This window comes from Mesorhizobium sp. M0184 (assembly GCF_040322215.1).
Classification (GTDB): Bacteria; Pseudomonadota; Alphaproteobacteria; order Rhizobiales; family Rhizobiaceae; genus Mesorhizobium.
In genome coordinates, this window is record NZ_JAMYSZ010000001.1 from 258027 (window position 1) to 274007 (window position 15981).

The window sequence follows — 15981 nt, forward strand, 5'->3', positions numbered from 1 at the left end:
AATATTCGGAAGATCGCCGTGCGGTCCGTGGAGGCCGCCACCGCCGGACTGAGCGGCACGTTTTAACGGTTGGTGAACGCCTCGCGGATCGCCTCTTCCATGCCGTCGATGGCCTCGCCGGAAGCGTTCGGATTGCGCCGCAGCACCACGTTCGAGGAATCGATGTCGCCGAACCCGTCGGCGGCCGTAAGCTCGCGGCAGCCGGCCGGGATGTTGCTGCGCGAGATCGGCGCAATCGCCAACCCGGAGGTGACGGCGAGCCGCAGGCCGCCATTGGTATCGCTGGTGTAGGCGACACGATAGGCGAGACCGCGCTGTTCCAGCGACTTTATAGCGAAATCCTTGCACCAACCGGCACGGTTGTAGAGCGCGATCGGCACCGGCCGCTCCTCATGCATGTGATGCAGCTCCGACGTCACCCATACGGTCGGGTCATGCATCAGCACCTCACCGCCTGACAGATCCTGCCATTCGAACACCACCGCCAGATCGAGCTCGCCGGCGGCGAGCGCCGCGATCTGCGCACCGGAATGCGCGTAGCGGACGGTGATGTCGACCTGAGGATGGCGCTTGGCAAAGGCGCCGAGTGCCCGCGACAGGATCGCGTGGCCATATTCCTCCGGGATACCGATGCGCACTGGCCCGCCAAGCGGCGCCGCGACCATCGATGCCGCCGTCTCGTCGAGCAGTGAAACGATGCGCCTGGCGTTGACGATGAGTTCGCCGCCGCGCTGCGTCAACGCTACACCGCGCGACCCGCGCTCGAACAGGCTGTCGCCGATCATGCCTTCGAGCCTCTTCATCTGCATCGAGACCGCCGACTGGGTGCGGCCGGCCCGCTCCGCCGCTTTGGTGAAATTGCCGGTGTCGGCGACCGCCACGAAGGTGCGCAACAGGTCGCTGTCGAGATTGGGTCGCATGTGCCCGCCATAAGAAAATCTGATTGCTGGCATCATTCCAATTCGTTTGCAACATGTCAAACGGCGGACGATAGTCGCCTTACCCATTGGATATGCGGCCGCGAAATCGGCTGCGGACCAATCAAAAGTCCTCACTCGTACCCGCTGCCCGAAACGGTGGCGGGTTCTTTTTACCCGGATGCAGGCCTGCTTTCGGCCGCGCACGCGGGAGACAGGAGCGCCTATGCAGAATCGGCTTGTGCTCGGCATCCTCAGCCTCTGTCTCGGCGTGCTGGTCTTTTCGCTGCAGGACCCGCTGGTCAAGGCGGTGTCGAGCCACTATCCGGTCACCGAGGTGATGGCGATCCGCTCGATCGTCGCCCTGCCGATCCTGGTTTTCCTTGTCCACGCCGATGTCGGATTGCAGGCGATCCTGTCGAAGCGGTTCGGCATGCTGACGATGCGCGCCTTCATCCAGTTCACCTCCTATACGGCCTACTACCTGGCAATCGCCGCCCTGCCGCTGGCTGACGCGGTGGCGCTCTATTTCATGGCGCCGCTGTTCATCATGGCGTTGGCCGGCCCCCATCTCGGCGAACGCGTGTCCTGGCAGGCGCTCGCCACCGTCCTGGTCGGCATGCTCGGCGTGCTGGTGATGGTGCGCCCGGGCGCCGGCTTGTTCGACTGGGCAGCGCTGCTGTCGCTAGGTTCGGCTCTGCTCTACGGTTTCTCGCAGCTGATGGCACGCAAGATCGGCGACACCGAATCCTCGACTGTCATGGCTTTCTATCAGAACGGCGCCTATCTGGTCGGCGCCGCCTTGGCGGCGGCATTGTTTTGGCTGGCAGGCATTGACCACGCCGTGCATCCGAGCCTCGAATTCCTCGTCCGGCCATGGGTCTGGCCGGCGACGCCGGATCTCCTCAAGATGGGGGCATGCGGCTTCGTTGCCTCGGCCGGCATGATCCTGTTGTCGCAGGCCTACCGGCTGGCGCCCGCCAACAGCGTCGCCACCTTCGAATACACCGGTATCATCTGGTCGCCGCTATGGGGTTTTCTGTTCTTTGCCGAAGTGCCGCGACCAGCGACGGCGGCAGGCGCAGCCCTCATCATCGGCGCCGGCCTGTTTGCGCTCAATGCCAGCCGGCGCCTGAGCGGCGCGCCAGCCATTGCGGCGACCTGCGACCCCGCCTGAAGGCGGTCGGCCTTGGGCTTAGGCGAAGCAGGCGAGCGCCTGTTCGACGCGGGCGCGGATTTCAGCCAGCGTGAACGGCTTTTGCACGACGTCGAGAATAATGCCGTCCAATTCCTCGGCGCGCTCGCGCTGGTCGGCATAGCCGGTCATCAGCATGATCTTCATCGCCGGGAACAGCGCCGCTGCCGCTTTGGCCATCTCGATGCCGTCTATTTCCGGCATGCGGATGTCGGACAGCACAAGATCATGGCTCCCTTGCGCCGCCCGGATCAGAGAAAGGCCATGTGCGCCGTCCGCGGCAACAGTGACATTATGCCCGGCGCGTTCGAGCGCGCGAGCGGCGAGAGTGCGGACGGATTCATCGTCCTCGACGATCAGGAGCTTTGCCATGGGCAGGATATTTGGCGGGGAAAAGTTGATGTTTCCTGAAGGCGCTGAAGGTCGATGCGGCCTTTTCAGAATTCGCTCCGCCAAGTCAGATGGCGTGGTTTTCGAGAACCGGAGCGGACGTTCGAGTCCGAGAGCACCGGCAGGTGGCCGCCGGAGTAGAATTATCAAAAGGCCTCAAGCGTCGCCCTTGACGACGCCGACGAAGGGCAATTCGCGAAACGCGTGGGCGACGTCCATGCCATAACCGACGACGAAATAATCGGGGCAGTCGAAGCCGACATAGTCGGCGTTGAGCGTGGTCTGGCGGCGCATGCGCTTGTCGAGCAGCACGGCGATGGCACAGCTCCTCGCGCCGCGCGACAGCATGAGGTCGCGGGTGAAACTCAGCGTCTTGCCGGATTCCAGAATGTCATCGATCAAAAGCACATCGCGACCGGCGACCTCGTTGTCGATGTCGCGCAGCACCCTCACCTCACCGCTGGTCGTGCCGGCGCCATAGCTGGAGATGAAGATGAACTCGACCTCCGGCGACAGGCCGACATCGTGCATGGCACGGATAAGATCGGCGGCGAAGATGAACGATCCCTTCAGCACCGAGATTACCAGAAGGTCGTGGTAGTCGTGCCCGGCGATCTCCTTGGCAAGTTCCAGGTTCCGCCGCGCGATGGCGGACGCCGAAAACAGGACTTCGATGTCCTTGCCGCGCACAACTGGCATTGGCTGCCCTTCCAGAAATGATCGCCTTGTAGGCGAAGCCGACCGAAAACGGTCTTCAACCTGTTTCTAGGCATGTCGAGCCGGCTGGCAAGGGCAAATCTTTGGCAGGACGCCCGCGAACGGTCGGGTGTCCGCAGCGCGTCGCTGATCGTTTATCTGGTGACCTGTTGATTTTCTGGCGCCGCTCTAACGAACCAGCGCATGGCCGCCCGAAATCCAGAAGGCGGCAAAGGCGGCACCGACGCCAACAATCCAGAAGATCGGCCCACCATGCACCCACAATGGGCGTTCGACGGCGGCTTCGGGCTTGCGCAACATGTCCATGCCTTCGATCGAAGGCATGGACATCATGCGCGCAGGCGGCGGCGCAAAGTCTGGACGTGTAAAATGGCGGGGCAGCACCTCATAATCGGCATCGATGACCTCGGCGGTCACGTCGCGCATGATGCGTTCCGGCTCGGCGGCCGGATCGGTCATGATTTCGCCGGAAACCGGGCGCGCGGTTCGACCCTCAGCCATCATGGCCCAACACTACCGCACCTGTTCGCTGTTCGTTTCTTTTGGGTAAACGGAAATGGTTAACGCTTCCCCACCGGAACCCCTGTGACTCGCTCGAAAAGCCCCCAAATTAACCGTCGGTTAACCATGCCGGCCGATGGTCTTTCCACAGAAAGGGCTGGCATCTTGCCGCCGAGAATTTCAGGTCGTCGAAAGTGATCCGCTTCGAAAATGTCGGCCTCCGCTATGGCATGGGTCCGGAGATTCTCCGCGACATCTCCTTGCACATTCCGGAGCGCTCCTTTCAGTTCCTGAGCGGACCTTCAGGCGCCGGCAAGACGACGTTGCTGCGGCTTTTGTTCATGTCGCTGAAGCCGACGCGCGGCCTAATCACCATTTTCGGCAAGGACCGCTCGCGCATCTCGCGTACCGAATTGCCGCATCTGAGACGTCGCATCGGCGTGGTGTTCCAGGATTTTCGCCTGCTCGACCATATGACTACCTACGAGAACGTGGCCTTGCCGCTGCGCGTGCGCGGCCGCGAGGAGGCGACCTATCGCACTGACGTCACCGAGCTGCTGAAATGGGTCGGCCTCGGCGAGCGCATGCATGTGCTGCCGCCGGTGCTGTCTGGCGGCGAGAAGCAGCGCGCCGCCATCGCCCGGGCGTTGATCGAGCAGCCCGAGATCCTGCTCGCCGACGAGCCGACCGGCAATGTCGACCCGCCGCTGGCACGACGCTTGCTGCGGTTGTTCATCGAGCTCAACCGGCTGGGCACCGCCGTGGTGATCGCCACACACGACCTCGGCCTGATGGAACAGGTCGACGCACGGCGAATGATCCTGGCCGGCGGAAGGCTGGACATCTATGACTGAGCTCTCCGTCGAACATTTCGAGGGTCACGACGCCGCGGCGGCAAAGCCCCGCGTCCAGCGCAAAATGGCGCCGATCGTGCCGGCGCAGAACATCGCCGGCCGGGCGCTGGTGCTGGTCATCGCCATCATGACGTTTCTGTCCTGCCTGACGTTTGGCGCAGTCACGCTGGTGCGTGACACCGCCTCCGTCTGGGAGAACCAGATCTCGCGCGAAGCGACAATCCAGATCAAGCCGGTCGACGGCCTCGACATGGAGGCCGCACTTGCGCTGGCCTCGCAGATCGCCGGCGAATTCCCTGGCGTGAAAAGCGCCCGGATCGTCGACCGCGAAGCGACGGCCCGGCTGCTCGAGCCTTGGCTGGGCTCGGGCCTGAACATCGATGAGCTGCCGGTGCCGCGCTTGATCATCATCACCATCGACGAGAATAGTCCGCCCGATTTCGCCGCACTGCGCGCGGCGATCACGCCGAAGCTGCCGAGTGCCTCGCTCGACGATCATCGCACCTGGGTCGACCGGCTGGTTGCCATGGCCCGCACCACGGTAACGATCGGTGTCGCAGTGCTGGCGCTGATGCTGTCGGCGACGGTGCTGACCGTTGTGTTCGCAACGCGCGGCGCCATGGCCGGCAATGGTCACATCATCGAGGTGCTGCATTTTGTCGGCGCCGAGGCGCGCTTCATCGCGCGCGAATTCCGCCGGCATTTTCTGGTCACCGGCATGAAGGGCGCCGCGGCAGGCGGCGCCGCGGCGATCCTGGTCTTCATCGTCTTCTCCTGGTGGTCGTCACGCAACATGGCAACGCCGCAGGCCGACCAGGCGACCGCCCTGTTCGGCAATTTCGCCATCGGCTCGGCGGGTTATCTCGGGGTCGCTGTCATGGTGCTGGTGATCGGCGCGCTGACGGCGGCAACCTCCCATTTCACCGTGGTTACCTATCTCAGCGACATCGACATTCGCCAGCCGGACGCCGGCTAAAGGAAAGATCGATCACGGATGAAAACGCATCGTCACGAAAATTGCAATTTTTTCCTACCAAAGGCCGTATTTCGGGATTAACCATTTCATGATGGACGTTCGGGACTCGACCGATACCGCTGGATGCATGCCAGTGCTGGTTGTGCGCCCGCCTGTATTCGCCGAGCCTGATGAATTTGCCAAGCCGGATCAGTTCGCCGAACGTGGGCGGCTGCTGGCAGCCCGCTCCTTGCGCATCTCGGCTCTCCTTCTGCTCGCCTTTATGGCGCTGTTTGTCGCCGGCTTCGGCTGGTTCGCCAATACCGTCAGCCGCCTGACTACGCCCGCCAATCCGGCAAGGGCCGACGCTATTATCGTGCTGACCGGCGGCCAGTCGCGCCTCGACGCTGCGATGGGCCTGCTTGCGTTAGGCAAGGGCGAGCGGCTGCTGATTAGCGGCGTCCATCCCTCCGCCAGCCGCCGGCAGCTTCAGGCCGCGACCGGCGGCGACAAGAGGCTGTTTTCCTGCTGCGTCGACATCGACCGCGCCGCGCTCGACACGATCGGCAATGCCGAGGAAAGTGCCAAATGGGTCGAGGACCATGCCTACGGCACCGTCATTCTCGTCACCAATAATTATCATATGCCGCGTAGCCTGCTGGAAATGGGCCGGCTGCTGCACGGCGCAAGGCTCGAGCCCTATCCGGTGGTCAACACCAACCTCGAGAATGGCGGCTGGCTGACCAAGCCGGAAGCGCTGCGCGTGCTGTTCACCGAATACAACAAATACCTGCTGGCGCTGGCGCGCGGCATCATGCCGGTGAAGCAAACCGAGAGCGTCGCGCTGGCCGACGCCGCAGGCGGAAGCTGAACGGCACCGGCACTTTTATTCCCTAGCTCTTATTCCCTAGCTCTTATTCCCTGGCTGCTGCATCTGATCGCAAGCGTGCGATCTCCTGTTCGAGCCGTTCGATGCGCTTGTCGCGTTCGCCCAGCGCCGCCGCCACGTCGGCCGCTTCGAAACGCTGCGGGATGTGCTGCGAGCAATTTGAATCCCAAGCCGAAACCGTAAACAGGATGACCTGCTCGGGTCGCGCCTTATAGTCTTGCGGCATCAGCTTTGCCGTCAGCTCGGCATCGCCCTCGACGACTTGCGCTTTGCCCCAGATCTTGATGCGCTGCCGGTGCGCATAATCGATCAGGAATAGGAAAGCCTGTGGGTTGTCGCTGAGGTTGCCCTGGGTGATGAACTGCCTGTTGCCGGAAAAATCGGCAAAGCCGATCGTCCGTTCGTCGAGCATCTTGAGGAAACCGGCAGGCCCGCCGCGATGCTGGATGTAAGGCTGCCCGTCCGCATTGGCGGTCGACAGAAAGACGCTGGTCTGCGCCTCGATGAAGGCGGCGAGATCGGGCGTGATTGCCGCCTGCCAGCCGCCACGCTCCTCGACACGGGCATAGGCCTGGCGCGAGCCCTTGCGCGCCTGAATCGCCTTCACCGTCGGGGTGAAAGCAACATCGCTGGTGTGAGCGTTCATGGAAGCCTCCTCAAGCGCCGAGCTGCGCTGCATTGCTAGTCAGGAAATAGGTCCTTCCATCTTCGAGATGCAGATGCCATATCTGCAATCTATCCTTCCGTTTTTCGGGAGGGCAAATTTTCGGGAGAGCTATGGATCGCCTCCAGTCCATGTCGCTTTTCGTTGCCGCGGCGGAGACAGGCAGCCTCTCGGCTGCCGGGCGCCGCTTCGGCATTCCGCTGACGACGGTCAGCCGCAAGGTTTCGGACCTGGAAAAGCACCTGAAGACACGGCTGTTGAACCGTTCGGCGCGGCAGCTGTCGCTGACCGATGCAGGCCACGCCTATCTCGCCGCCTGTCGTCGCATTCTCGACGAGGTCGGCGAGGCCGAGCGAATAGCCGCCGGCGAATACAGCGCCCCGACCGGCGAACTGATCGTCACTGCGCCGATCGTCTTCGGCCGCCTGCATGTGCTGCCGGTCGTCACCAGCTTCCTCTCCGTCTATCCTGAGGTAGGTGTGCGGCTGACACTCGCCGACCGGATAACCCAGTTGGTCGAAGAGCACATCGACCTCGCCATCCGCATCGGCGAGCTTGCCGATTCGAGCCTGATCGCCACCCGCCTGGGTTCAATCCGCCGCGTCGTTTGCGCGAGCCCGGCCTATCTCGCCGAGCACGGCACACCGAAAACGCCGCAGGAGCTTGCAGCATACAGTGCCATCACCTTCGAAGAGCTCACCGCCGCAGCCTGGAGCTTCGCCACCGGCAAGACCGAATTCAGCGTGCCGGTCCGCTCCAGGTTACGGGTCAACACGGCTGAGGCAGCGATCGATGCGGCGATTGCCGGCGTCGGCGTGACGAGGCTGCTTTCCTACCAGATCGCCGCCGCGGTTCGGTCGGGTACGCTGCGCCCGGTGCTGCAAGAGTTCGAGCCAGACCCATGGCCGGTGAGCCTCGTCCATGCCGGCCAGGGGCTGCTGCCGGTGAAGCTGCGCGCGTTCCTCGACTTCGCCGCCCCGCGCCTGAGACAGCGCCTGCTGCAGGCGGCGTGGCAAACGTGACGAAGACGGCCCATCGCAAGGCCGGGCCGATCGCCCGCCTCGCAGCGTTTCCTTTTTGCCGGCGCTTGGTGTAACCAACGCACACCTCCTCACCGGGCACTTGCTGTATGCTGTATTTCCGCTCGCTGGCGTTCAATCTCGCCTTCTACCTCAATTTGATCGTCCAGATGATCCTCTGGACCCCGTATTATTTCCTGTCGCCACGCCATCGCGCCTGGTTCGTGCCGAAATTCTGGTCGCGCACCAGCATGTGGCTCTACGACAAGATCGCCGGCACCAGAAGCGAGATCACCGGCCAGGAGAACCTGCCTGAAGGCTCCTTCATCCTGGCGCCGAAGCACCAGTCCTTCTGGGACACGATCGCTTTCCTGCCTTATCTCGACGATCCCGTTTACATATTGAAGCGGGAGTTGACCTGGATCCCGTTCTTCGGCTGGTACATCTTGAAGATGCGGATGATTCCGGTCGACCGCGGCAGCCGCTCGAAGGCATTGAAAATGGTGATCGCCGCGACCAAACAGGAATTGGCGCGCAATCCCCGCCAGCTGATCATCTATCCCGAGGGCACCCGCCGCGCGCCGGGCGACGAACCGGTCTACAAATACGGCATCGTCGAACTCTACGCGCAACTTGGCATTCCGGTGGTGCCGGTCGCTCACGTCGCCGGCCTCTATTGGCCGCGCCGCAAATTCCTGCGCTATCCCGGCACGATCAAGGCGCGCTTCCTGCCACCGATCCCGCCCGGCCTCGGCAAGGACGAATTCATGCAACGGCTGATCGGCGAGACGGAGGCCGCCTGCGACCAGCTCCTCGTCGAAGCGTCGCAGACGCCGAACCCGCCGCCGATGCCGCCGACGGCGGTGAAACGGCTTGGTGAGCTGGACGCGAAACCTGAATTGAAAGGCTGAAACAACGGCCTCAGATGCCACAAAGACTTATGGCAGGGCAGCCAGCGCGGCCGTCGCAACCAGCGTCACGGCAAACACCAGATTGATGATCCGCGACGCCAGCGGTTTGCGCAGCAAACGTGCAAAAGCCGCGCCGGCGAGAAGCCACAAGAGATGAATGGCAACAATCATCAAGGCGAGGACCGCCAGCTTGGCTGAAATAGCAAGACCGCCGGCGCCGGAAGACGCGCCGGCAAACACGGCGGCAATCGCCACATAGGCTTTCGGATTGGCAACGGCCAGAAGGAACCCGCCCAGGAAAGTGGGAAGCGCCGCCCCACCAATGCGTGCCGCCAGTGGCGGCGCCGTCGCTATCTTGAACGCCAGATAGAGGATGTAGGCTGCTGACGCGACCGCCAACAGCGCTGCGAGCTTCGGCAGCGCGGTGAGAACGGCCATGATGCCCGTCGCCACCACCAAAAGCACGAGGACCGTCCCGACAACGATCCCCGAGGCATAGCGCAGCGAACCGCGCAGGCCGAACGCAGCGCCGACCGCGGTGACGCTTATCGTCGCCGGTCCCGGGCTGCCCATGACGATGGCCGATGCCAACACAAGCGCCAGCAATCGCTCCCATAGCTGCTGATCGAGAAGAACCTGTCCGGCCATGCGGCGTCCCTGCATCCTGTGACGAGGCAGGGACGGTAGGGCAAGGCAGCGGCGCCGGTCTTGAACGATCGTGCGCGGCTATGCGCTGGCCTTGTCGAGCTCGGCGATATCGTCCGGGCTGAGCTGCAACGACGCGGCACGCACCAGGCTGTCGAGCTGGTCGAGCGTCGTCGCGCTGGCGATCGGAGCGGTGACGCCGGGCCGTGCCATGACCCAGGCAAGCGCCATTTCCGCTGGCTTGGCCGAGTGTCTGGCTGAAACGGCATCGACCGCTGAGAGAATGCGCATGCCGCGGGTGTTGAGATAGCCTTTCACACCGCCACCGCGCGGGCTTTTGCTGAGGTCGGCTTCGCTCCGGTACTTGCCACTCAGAAACCCCTTGGCGAGGCTGAAATAGGTGATGACGCCGATGTCCTCGGCCGCGCACAGATCGCGCAGCGGACCATCGAAGGACGAGCGGTCGTAGAGATTGTATTCCGGCTGCAGCACCTCGTAGCGCGGCAGGCCGCGCAGGCTTGCTACGTCAAGTGCGGCCCGCAACTGGGCGGCGTCGAGGTTGGAAGCGCCGGCATAACGGATTTTGCCCTTGTCGAGCAGTTTCTGGTAGGCGCCGAGCGTTTCTTCATAGGGAGTGGCCGGATCAGGCCAGTGCGACAGATAGAGATCGATTGTATCGACCTGCAGCCGCTTCAGCGAGGCGTCGATGGCCTTTTCGATATAGGCGGCGGACAGGTCCCTCTTGCCCTGTCCCATATCCGAACCGACCTTGGTGATAACGACAACCTTGTCGCGGTTACCACGGCTCTTCATCCATCGGCCGATGATGGTTTCGGATTCGCCGCCCTGGTGGCCGGCAATCCAGCGCGAATAGGAATCGGCCGTGTCGGTGGCGTTGAAACCGGCGTCGACAAAGCGGTCGAGCAAGTCGAACGAGGTTTTCTCATCGGCGGTCCAGCCGAACACATTGCCGCCCATAACCAATGGCGCGATGGATAGGTCGGTGCGACCGAGACGACGTTTCTGCAAGGCTGATCTCCATGGTGATTCATGCTGGGGCGGGTGGGAGCCGCCGACCGAGCTAACCTATGTCGCACCGTGGCAACGTCAAACGCATAGCCTCTTTTCCAGCCCGCCGGCGCTTCACAAAACCGCGACCCGCCGTGCCGTGGCGGGCTTCAAGACGCTGTCCCGAATTTCCAAACCAGTACCCTCTGAGGAAACAATCTGGCAGGTTTAGCACATAGATTGTCAAATCTGCCAATTCAGACCTTTGCCGGCCGGCCATAGGTTCCGCGGCGCCGACGCAAATCTCGGCACGGTCTGGCCAAGCCCGGACTGTTTGCCCCGGATCGTTTGTTGTGGAGACCGGAATGAAAGCAATTGTATTTGACGCCATCGGCTCGCCGCGCGACGTGCTCTATGTGGACGACCTGCCGATGCCGCGGATCGGCGACGGCGAGGTGCTGGTCAGGATGGTCTCGGCCTCGATCAATCCGGGCGACTTCCTGTTTATCCAGAACCTCTATCCCGAACCGAAGAAGCCGCATTTTCCCCGGCAGATCGCGGGAAACCATGGCGCCGGCATCGTCGAAGCCGTTGGCGCGGACGTTTTGCTGGAACCGGGCACGCTTGTCGCATTCAGCTATTATGGCAGTTGGGCCGAGTACGCGGCCATCCCCGCCGAATGGCTGATCCCGTTGCCTGCCGGCTATCCGGTCGAACGCGCCGGGCAGATGGTGAACCCCATTACCGCGTGGGATCTGCTGGTGGATTCCCGTGTGCGGCCTGGCCAGTGGCTGGCTGTCACGGCCGGCTATTCGTCGATTTCGACAATGGTGATGCAGTTCGCCCAACGACGCGGTATCAACGTCATCGCGCTGGTGCGGCACTCGCACCAAAGCTTCGATCTGAAGACGCTTGGCGCGGCCGCCATTCTTGACCTTTCTGACTTGAAGGCAAGTATCCGGGAAGCGGTGATGGATATCACCGGTGGCGCCGGATTGAACGGGATTATCGACAATGTCGGCGGACCTGTCAGCGGCGAATTGATCCGCACCCTGGCGCTCGGCGGGCAGATGGTGATCAATGGCGGCATGAGTGCCGAGCGCTTCGAACTGCACAATTTCGATGTATTGCTGAGCGGCGTCGAGATCAGGGCGAATATCTATCGCTATTTCTTTTCGCCGCCGGTCGAAGCCGACCGGCCTGTGCTACGCGAGATCATCGACATCTTCGGCCAGCCCGGCTTCCACGTTCCTGTCGGCGGTCTCCACCCGCTGACCGAGTTCAAGCTGGCCGTGGCAAACAGCCTGGATCGCGCCGATCTTGGCAAACAGATTTTCGAGATGTAGCCCGCATCACGACACCGAAATCATCATCGTCACCGGTAAAAGAAGCTACGTCGCGACCCGTCTTGTCACTTCTTCCAGCCAGTGGTCGCTTATACCCAGTGCTTCGAGGTGCTCCAGCGTGCTGAGCACGTAATCCTCATTCCTCCCCGACTGGCCGACGGCGCCGCGGACGACGGCCGCCGCCTCGGCAGCGTCGAGCGCACCGGCATATTGCTCATGGCTGCGGTCCACGACATAGGCGACGGCGTCGACCGTCTCGCCCCCATCCGTTTCACCCTTGTCGAGGCGAACGCTGAGCACACGTTCGAGATAGACGTTGGTGACCAGCTCGCGTTCGCGCAGATAGGTAATGACCTCGTTGCGCAGCTCGCCTGGAACCCGGAACGCCAGCCCGATGCAGGAGCCGCCGCGGTCGAGGCCGAGCACCAGGCCCGGCCGTTCGCGCGTGCCGCGATGCACGAAAGAATAGACGCAGAGCGAACGGCGGTAGCCATGCAGGCGGGCGCGCCGCGTCTCGACATGCGCGAATCCCGGTCGCCAGATCAGTGAGCCGTAGCCAAAAACCCAAAAATCGCCCATATCGCCAAGCCTGATTGTGACGAACCACCCACCGGTGGTGTTTCAGTCCGTCTACCTGTTGTTGCCGCAAGCGACAGCCCGCCCGTGCCACCCGCGTTAACGAAAGCCGCAGCATGACGTCAAGTGACGAGCGCCCGCCGCCCAGCCAACGTCGCCGCCTGTTGTGGCTTGCCGCTTTCATTCTCGTGCTGTTCGGCATCTACAGCGCGGGCTGGTTCTACCTGGCGGACCTGGTCGAGAGCGCGACCGACAAGGCGGTCGCCGATCTCGACGACAAAGGCATCAGGGCCGACTGCGCCAATCTCGCGGTCAGCGGCTATCCCTTCAGCTTCACCCTTTCCTGCGATAGCCTGGCTTACGAGGACGACAGCCGCAACGTCGCGGCATCGACAGGCAAGATCAACGCCGCCACGCAGATCACCCGGCTTTTGTCGCCTGCCGCCGAGCTCAGGGGGCCGCTCAGGACCTCTGTTCCCGGCATGACCCCGCTCTGGATCGACTGGGATGATCTGCGGGCCGACATGAAGCTGTCCTGGCCGCTGCCGAGACGCCTCTCGCTGCAGGCAGAAGGCCTGTCCGGCCAGACCGATCCGGCAGACGACACCGATCCCGTCTCGCTGTTCAGCGCCGGAACTGCCATCGGGCAATTGCGCCCAAACGGCCCGGACATCGACTATACCGGCAATTTCACCGATCTCGAAATCGACGCGGCGGCCATCGACGGGCGCGTCTTGCCGCCGCTCGACGGCAGCGGCGACGTGACGCTGAAGAACGGCGTGACGCTGATCAAGGCAAATCCGAAGAGCCTGCGCGGCCAGGCGGCCGAAATCCACGAGCTCGATCTGTCGTCCGGAACTGCGCGCATCACCGTTTCCGGACCGCTGTCGGTCGATGACGACGGTCTCATAAATGCCGACCTGACGATCAGGCTCAATGATCCGAAGGCCGTGGCGGCAATCCTCGCCACCGCCATCCCCGAGCAGAAGAAAGAGATCCAAACCGGCTTTGCCGGACTGGCGCTGCTCGGCAACCAGCCGTCGATGCCGCTGAAGATCGTCAGGGGCAAGGCCTCGCTCGGCTTCATCCCGCTCGGCAAGATCAAGCCGCTCGACTAGAGCAATTCCAGGAAAAGTGTGAAACGGTTTTCCGTCCGGAATTGCGCAAAAACAAAGAGATAGAGCGGTTCGGCGTTTCTGTGAAACGATGAACCGCTCTAAGCCGAGCCGGCCTGCGATCGGCCTGCCGCGGCTTATCCCTTCGGCGGGTGTTCGACTGCCTGGCGGCCGAAATCCGGTACGTCGATATCCTGGCCGGCCTCGATGATCGAGCGGCGGACGGCGCGGGTGCGGGTGAACAGGTCGAACAGTTTTTCGCCGTCGCCCCAGCGGATCGCCCGCTGCAGCGAGGACAGATCCTCGGAAAACCGCGCCAGCATTTCGAGAATGGCGTCCTTGTTGTGCAGGCAGACGTCGCGCCACATGGTCGGGTCGGACGCCGCGAGACGGGTGAAGTCGCGAAAGCCGGAAGCCGAGTATTTGATGACCTCGGACTTGGTCACCGACTCCAGATCGTCGGCGGTACCGACGATGTTGTAAGCGATGATATGCGGCAGGTGCGAAACGATGGCCAGCGTCATGTCGTGATGCTGCGGGTCCATCGTGTCGATGTTGGAGCCGCAGCGGCGCCAGAATTCCGAGAGCTTTTCCAGTGCTGCGGGATCGGTGCCGGGCAGCGGCGTGAAAATGCACCAGCGGTTCTCGAACAGTTCGGCAAAACCGGCGTCCGGTCCCGATTTTTCGGTGCCGGCCAAAGGATGGCCGGGGATGAAGTGCACGCCATCAGGCACGTGCGGCTGCATCTGCGCGATCACCGAGGCCTTGGTCGAGCCGACATCGGTGAGGATGGCGCCCTTCTTCAGCGCCGGCGCGATCTCTGCGGCGACCGTGCCTGAAGAGCCGACCGGCACCGAGACGATAACCAGATCAGCATCGCGAACCGCCTCTTTCGCATCCGTCGTATAGGTGTCGCCAAGGCCGAGTTGGCTCGCGCGTGCCAGCGTCGCGTCGCTGCGCGTCGAAATCGCGACTTGGCCGGCGAGTCCCTCACGGCGGATGACGCGGGCCAGCGACGAGCCGATCAGGCCGATGCCGACCAGCGCGATCTTTTCGAACATCGGTGAGGTCATGGTGTTCTAGCTTTTCATGAATGTCGCGAGTGCTGCGACAACGCCGCGATTGGCCTCTTCGGTGCCGATGCTCATGCGCAGCGCGTTCGAAAAACCGTAGCCGGAAACGCGCCGCAATATGTAGCCGCGCGCACTGAGGTAGTCGTCGGCGGCCGCCGCCGAATGCTTTTTGTCCTCGGGAAAGTGGATGAGGATGAAATTGCCGACGCTCGGTGTCACCCGCAGCCCGAGCCAGCTTAGTTGCTCGCTCAGCCATGCCAGCCAGGTCTCGTTGTGCGCCACGCTGCGTTCGATATGGGCGCGGTCGTGGATCGCCGCGATGCCGGCCTCGATTGCCGTCGCATTGACGTTGAAAGGCCCGCGCACGCGGTTGATCGCGTCGATGACGTGCATTGGCGCATACATCCAGCCGATCCGCGCCCCGCCCAGGCCCAATTTGGAAAAAGTGCGGGTCATGACCACGTTTTCCGCGCTGCCCACCAACTCGACGCCGGCTTCATAATCGTTTCGCCGGACATATTCGGCGTAAGCTGCATCCAGCACCAGAAGCACGTTTCGCGGCAGGCCGGCATGCAGGCGGCGCACCTCCTGGAACGGCACGTAGGTGCCGGTTGGATTGTTTGGATTGGCAAGGAAGATGATCCGGGTAGCCGGCGTCACCGCGGCGAGGATCGCATCGATGTCGGCGCGTTCATCGGTCTCCTTGACCGTTACCGGGACGGCACCGGCCGACTGTATGTAGATCTTGTAGACCATGAAGCCGTGTTCGGTGATGATGGCTTCGTCGCCGGGTGCGAGATAGGTCTGCGCCAGCAGGCCCAGAATCTCGTCGGAGCCGTTGGAGCAGACGATGTTCGCCGGGTTGAGCCCGTGCACCTCGGCGATCGCTTCCCTCAGGCGCCTGGCGCTGCCGTCGGGATAGACCGCGAGCTTGTCGGCGACCGCGCGCGCGGCCTCTATCGCCTTTGGCGAAGGACCGAGCGGGTTCTCGTTCGCCGACAATTTATGGACCTTGGCGACACCTTCAGGCGCCGCGCTCTTGCCGGGCACATAGGCTTCGATGTCCATGATGCCGGCGCGGGGCCTTGGACGTGTCTGATCCGGTGTCTGGCTCATTTCATGAAATCCGTCGAGAGTGCCTCCATCCGGAGGCCGCAGCGGAAATACAAGCCGTGGCCCGGAATGTCGAGGGGCGGCAATTCGGGA

The 15981-nt window shown here is 62.9% G+C and carries 18 protein-coding genes; 8 read left to right on the plus strand and 10 right to left on the minus strand.

Annotated features, from left to right (window positions below; genetic code table 11):
- Window positions 1–62: 62 nt before the first annotated feature.
- Window positions 63–920 (minus strand): LysR substrate-binding domain-containing protein, encoded by an 858-nt coding sequence (locus tag NKJ23_RS01290; protein WP_352677752.1) that lies wholly within the window; start codon window positions 918–920, stop codon window positions 63–65.
- 223 nt (window positions 921–1143) lie between these two features.
- Between NKJ23_RS01290 and NKJ23_RS01295 the strand changes: the two genes are divergently transcribed.
- Window positions 1144–2094, plus strand: coding sequence for a DMT family transporter (locus tag NKJ23_RS01295; protein WP_352677754.1), 951 nt, complete (start codon window positions 1144–1146; stop codon window positions 2092–2094).
- 18 nt (window positions 2095–2112) lie between these two features.
- On the opposite strand, the gene NKJ23_RS01300 is transcribed toward NKJ23_RS01295, so the two are convergent.
- From NKJ23_RS01300 to NKJ23_RS01310, 3 genes are all read right to left on the minus strand, one after another.
- Window positions 2113–2484 carry a response regulator gene (locus NKJ23_RS01300; RefSeq protein WP_352677755.1) on the minus strand — a complete coding sequence of 124 codons (372 nt, stop codon included), beginning with the start codon at window positions 2482–2484 and terminating at the stop codon, window positions 2113–2115.
- Between the two features lie 174 nt (window positions 2485–2658).
- Window positions 2659–3201 carry a hypoxanthine phosphoribosyltransferase gene (gene hpt, locus NKJ23_RS01305; RefSeq protein ID WP_023677924.1) on the minus strand — a complete coding sequence of 181 codons (543 nt, stop codon included), beginning with the start codon at window positions 3199–3201 and terminating at the stop codon, window positions 2659–2661.
- Window positions 3202–3387: 186 nt separating this feature from the next.
- Complete coding sequence (locus NKJ23_RS01310; RefSeq protein ID WP_198023576.1) at window positions 3388–3678, minus strand: hypothetical protein; 291 nt, start codon at window positions 3676–3678, stop codon at window positions 3388–3390.
- Window positions 3679–3914: 236 nt separating this feature from the next.
- Here NKJ23_RS01310 and ftsE point away from each other — a divergent pair, with 236 nt between their 5' ends.
- The 3 genes from ftsE (at window position 3915) to NKJ23_RS01325 (ending at window position 6400) form a co-directional block, all read left to right on the plus strand.
- The gene (gene ftsE / locus NKJ23_RS01315) at window positions 3915–4574 is read left to right on the plus strand and encodes a cell division ATP-binding protein FtsE (protein ID WP_023677923.1); all 660 of its coding nucleotides are present in this window, start codon (window positions 3915–3917) and stop codon (window positions 4572–4574) included.
- A complete protein-coding gene (locus NKJ23_RS01320; RefSeq protein ID WP_352677758.1) occupies window positions 4567–5550 on the plus strand; it encodes a cell division protein FtsX in 984 nt (327 codons plus the stop codon). Before ftsE ends, NKJ23_RS01320 begins: the two co-directional genes overlap by 8 nt.
- Before the next feature lie 262 nt (window positions 5551–5812).
- A complete protein-coding gene (locus NKJ23_RS01325; RefSeq protein WP_502898558.1) occupies window positions 5813–6400 on the plus strand; it encodes a YdcF family protein in 588 nt (195 codons plus the stop codon).
- A 43-nt stretch (window positions 6401–6443) separates the two neighbouring features.
- Here NKJ23_RS01325 and NKJ23_RS01330 read toward each other — a convergent pair whose 3' ends face one another.
- A complete protein-coding gene (locus NKJ23_RS01330; protein WP_352677760.1) occupies window positions 6444–7064 on the minus strand; it encodes a pyridoxamine 5'-phosphate oxidase family protein in 621 nt (206 codons plus the stop codon).
- A 131-nt stretch (window positions 7065–7195) separates the two neighbouring features.
- Here NKJ23_RS01330 and NKJ23_RS01335 point away from each other — a divergent pair, with 131 nt between their 5' ends.
- Together NKJ23_RS01335 and NKJ23_RS01340 are read left to right on the plus strand one after the other, a co-directional pair.
- Window positions 7196–8104 (plus strand): LysR family transcriptional regulator, encoded by a 909-nt coding sequence (locus tag NKJ23_RS01335; RefSeq protein ID WP_352677761.1) that lies wholly within the window; start codon window positions 7196–7198, stop codon window positions 8102–8104.
- A gap of 107 nt (window positions 8105–8211) precedes the next feature.
- Window positions 8212–9012 (plus strand): lysophospholipid acyltransferase family protein, encoded by an 801-nt coding sequence (locus NKJ23_RS01340; RefSeq protein WP_352677762.1) that lies wholly within the window; start codon window positions 8212–8214, stop codon window positions 9010–9012.
- Window positions 9013–9039: 27 nt separating this feature from the next.
- Here NKJ23_RS01340 and NKJ23_RS01345 read toward each other — a convergent pair whose 3' ends face one another.
- Both NKJ23_RS01345 and NKJ23_RS01350 read right to left on the minus strand, forming a co-directional pair.
- A complete protein-coding gene (locus tag NKJ23_RS01345; RefSeq protein ID WP_352677763.1) occupies window positions 9040–9660 on the minus strand; it encodes a LysE family translocator in 621 nt (206 codons plus the stop codon).
- A 78-nt stretch (window positions 9661–9738) separates the two neighbouring features.
- Window positions 9739–10686, minus strand: coding sequence for an aldo/keto reductase (locus NKJ23_RS01350; protein ID WP_352677764.1), 948 nt, complete (start codon window positions 10684–10686; stop codon window positions 9739–9741).
- Window positions 10687–11030: 344 nt separating this feature from the next.
- Between NKJ23_RS01350 and NKJ23_RS01355 the strand changes: the two genes are divergently transcribed.
- Window positions 11031–12011 carry a quinone oxidoreductase family protein gene (locus tag NKJ23_RS01355; protein WP_352677766.1) on the plus strand — a complete coding sequence of 327 codons (981 nt, stop codon included), beginning with the start codon at window positions 11031–11033 and terminating at the stop codon, window positions 12009–12011.
- Window positions 12012–12056: 45 nt separating this feature from the next.
- Here NKJ23_RS01355 and NKJ23_RS01360 read toward each other — a convergent pair whose 3' ends face one another.
- Window positions 12057–12590 (minus strand): gamma-glutamylcyclotransferase, encoded by a 534-nt coding sequence (locus tag NKJ23_RS01360; RefSeq protein WP_352677767.1) that lies wholly within the window; start codon window positions 12588–12590, stop codon window positions 12057–12059.
- A gap of 113 nt (window positions 12591–12703) precedes the next feature.
- Between NKJ23_RS01360 and NKJ23_RS01365 the strand changes: the two genes are divergently transcribed.
- Entirely contained in the window at window positions 12704–13705 is a 1002-nt protein-coding gene (locus NKJ23_RS01365; RefSeq protein WP_352593904.1) for a DUF2125 domain-containing protein, read from the plus strand.
- Window positions 13706–13839: 134 nt separating this feature from the next.
- On the opposite strand, the gene NKJ23_RS01370 is transcribed toward NKJ23_RS01365, so the two are convergent.
- Complete coding sequence (locus NKJ23_RS01370) at window positions 13840–14775, minus strand: prephenate/arogenate dehydrogenase family protein (RefSeq protein WP_023677912.1); 936 nt, start codon at window positions 14773–14775, stop codon at window positions 13840–13842.
- Between the two features lie 6 nt (window positions 14776–14781).
- Complete coding sequence (gene hisC / locus NKJ23_RS01375; RefSeq protein WP_352677770.1) at window positions 14782–15891, minus strand: histidinol-phosphate transaminase; 1110 nt, start codon at window positions 15889–15891, stop codon at window positions 14782–14784.
- Window positions 15892–15981: the final 90 nt, after the last annotated feature.